This window comes from Moorena sp. SIO4G3 (assembly GCF_010692305.1).
Classification (GTDB): Bacteria; Cyanobacteriota; Cyanobacteriia; order Cyanobacteriales; family Coleofasciculaceae; genus Moorena; species Moorena producens_A.
In genome coordinates this window covers 1-2,505 of sequence record NZ_JAAHIG010000644.1, presented here as the reverse complement: position 1 = coordinate 2,505, position 2,505 = coordinate 1, and the positions used below count along the sequence as shown (strand labels likewise).

The following is a 2,505-nucleotide window of genomic DNA, read 5'->3' as shown; positions in this document are numbered from 1 at the left end:
TCGAGAATAAATCAATCCGCGATCCCATGACTAAAGTTTTTCTAATCTGTTCTGGTCTAGGTCATATCCAGCGGGGCTATGAATCGTTTGCCCAAGAGTGCTTTGCTGCTTTATCTCAGGAATCGTCTCTTGATATCACCCTTTTTAAAGGAGGAGGTAAGTCTGATAAAAAAATGATTACATTATGGAATCTACCACGGTATAGTTGGATGGCAGGTCAACTGGGACGATTGGTTAAGCAAGTAAGTGAATTTTTCAAAAAAGGTGACTATTTTGTCAGACAAGAAGGCTACTTTATTGAACAAGCATCATTTACCTTAAGTTTATTATCACATATATATCGTAAACGTCCAGAGGTAATTTACTTCAGTGATGATGGCTTAGGCTATCTACTGTGGCACTGGCGGCGTTTGACAAAACAGAATTATAAGCTACTTTTCCGTAATGGAGGAGCCTTATCCCCTCCTTTTTCCCGTTGGGATCATGTACAGCAGTTAACACCAATTCACTTTAAACAGGCGTTAACTTATGGAGAGCCTGCTGATCAACAAAGTCTACTACCCTCTGGATTCTTTATCCCTGCAAAATTACAGATACTATCACCATTAGAACGAGAGGCGTTACGAGAGAAATTAGGACTACCGAAACAGCAACCGTTAATTCTTTCTGTGGCAGCGATTAATAAGTCTCACAAACGCATGGACTACATTATTAATGAAGTAGCGAGTTTGCCAAAACCTAGACCATTCCTAGTATTATTAGGTCAACAGGATGCTGAATCACCAGAAATTATTCAGCTTGGCCAAGAGCTATTAGGGGTTGATCAGTTTCAAGTGCGAACTGTTGCTCGTGAGCAAGTAACGAATTACTATCAGGTTGCTGATCTTTTCGTCTTAGCGTCTCTCCATGAAGGATTACCACGAGTAATTGTGGAGGCGATGTCCCATGGTTTACCGTGTCTAGCTCATGATTATGACATTACTCACTTTGTTTTAGGCAATGAAGGATATTTCGCTAATTTTGAATTAACCGGAAGTTTAGCTAATTTAATTACTCAAGTCTTGAGTGAAGGGTATAACGATAGTAAGCGTGAAAATTGTCATAATACGGTCTATGAACGGTTTAGTTGGCAGGAGTTATCGCCAGCTTATATTGATATGATTGAACGGTGTAGATTAATGGTAAAGGGAACAGGGAACAGGGAATAGGGAACAGGGAGTAGGGAGTAGGGAGTAGGGAGTCGGGAGTCGGGAGTCGGGAGTCGGGAGTCGGGAGTCGGGAGTCGGGAGTCGGGAGTCGGGAACTTCAGATTTTACAAATTTACTTTTGTCGAAGCTTTGGGTAATATTACTCCGAAAAAAAACGCGATTGACCTGCATGTCACCCTACGCGATTGACCTTTGGTCACGCTACGCGAACGCTAACTTATTATTACAATTTTAGCTAACCAATTTTATCGGTAATTTTAATTAAAAAAACGCGATTGACCTTTGGTCACGCTACGCGAACGCTTCCGATTTTTTACTGATTCCCGATTCCCGATTCCCGATTCCCGATTCCCGATTCCCGATTCCCGATTCCCGATTCCCGATTCCCTCGTTTCCTTTAAATTATCCCTCAAAAAAAAATTTATAAAAACCCTTGACAAACTTATTTATAATCATTATTATTATAGTTATAAGCCTAAAAATAATTTTTGACTATGCATAACAATTTTCTGCCAAATTCAGACAATAATCCAGAGGATATCACTCCGAAGATTACTCCTGAGGAGTTTTCCGAAAAAGAATTCCTTGTTCCGTATATTCTAAAGGGAACTCGCCAGCAAATAAGCCATACCATGCATATCCTTAATGCCATGGGCTATGCACAGCTTTCGGAGTGGAGTCCTCTTCAACCCACTGGAATTCCAGGGCAATTTATTACGATAATGAGGAGATACTGGATTTGGCGTTAACAGCTTGTCTTGATGCAGTCGCTCATGGGGGAAACCCCCAAGACCGCGCTGCATCGCTAAATTTCTGGGGGGGTTTCCCCCCAGGGCAAAGGCTCCGGTCTGTTCGCTACGCGAACAGATAGGTGATAAAATTCAGTGCATAGTCGAAAATTCCTAGCCGTGGAAAGTATTTCTGCGGCTATTTTTTTTGGTTAGTATGTTTAAGGTTAGTAGGTTTAAGGTTAGTAGGTTTAAGGTTAGTAGGTTTAAGGTTATTAGTGTTGAAGGTTATCAGGTTTAAGGTTAGCATTCAGCTATCAGCCAAAGACCTTGGCCTTCGGCTGATAGCACCTCAAGTAGCATCTCAAGTAGCGCTAATCGCTGATAGCTGATGGCTTACATTACCCTTAATAAAAATCTGCCCCATCTCCCCATCTCCCCAGGGAGCAGGTCTTGCAATGCTTAAACATTAGTACTATTTTCCAGTAGAGCAAGCAATTACCCATGAGGGGGCTATAGATAATGTACAAATATTCATCCAGGACTAGCTCCCCTGATGACCTATTACC

5 protein-coding genes are annotated in these 2,505 nt (G+C 41.6%); 4 read left to right on the top strand and 1 reads right to left on the bottom strand.

The window, feature by feature from the left end:
- The coding region (locus tag F6J99_RS44100) for a glycosyltransferase family 4 protein (protein WP_293123540.1) at nt 1-1,208 on the top strand (1,208 nt) is incomplete at its 5' end.
- Here F6J99_RS44100 and F6J99_RS44095 read toward each other — a convergent pair.
- Nucleotides 1,176-1,379 (bottom strand): hypothetical protein, encoded by a 204-nt coding sequence (locus tag F6J99_RS44095; RefSeq protein ID WP_293123537.1) that lies wholly within the window; start codon nt 1,377-1,379, stop codon nt 1,176-1,178. The two genes, F6J99_RS44100 and F6J99_RS44095, sit on opposite strands and share 33 nt — an antisense overlap.
- Nucleotides 1,380-1,490: 111 nt before the next feature.
- Between F6J99_RS44095 and F6J99_RS44090 the strand changes: the two genes are divergently transcribed.
- The 3 genes from F6J99_RS44090 to F6J99_RS44080 are packed head-to-tail and all read left to right on the top strand — an operon-like array spanning nt 1,491 to nt 2,079.
- Nucleotides 1,491-1,700 carry a hypothetical protein gene (locus F6J99_RS44090; RefSeq protein WP_293123534.1) on the top strand — a complete coding sequence of 70 codons (210 nt, stop codon included), beginning with the start codon at nt 1,491-1,493 and terminating at the stop codon, nt 1,698-1,700.
- A gap of 2 nt (nt 1,701-1,702) precedes the next feature.
- Complete coding sequence (locus F6J99_RS44085; protein WP_293123531.1) at nt 1,703-1,957, top strand: hypothetical protein; 255 nt, start codon at nt 1,703-1,705, stop codon at nt 1,955-1,957.
- The gene (locus F6J99_RS44080; protein WP_293123528.1) at nt 1,948-2,079 is read left to right on the top strand and encodes a hypothetical protein; all 132 of its coding nucleotides are present in this window, start codon (nt 1,948-1,950) and stop codon (nt 2,077-2,079) included. The genes F6J99_RS44085 and F6J99_RS44080 overlap by 10 nt, the downstream gene beginning before the upstream one ends.
- Nucleotides 2,080-2,505 lie beyond the last annotated feature (426 nt).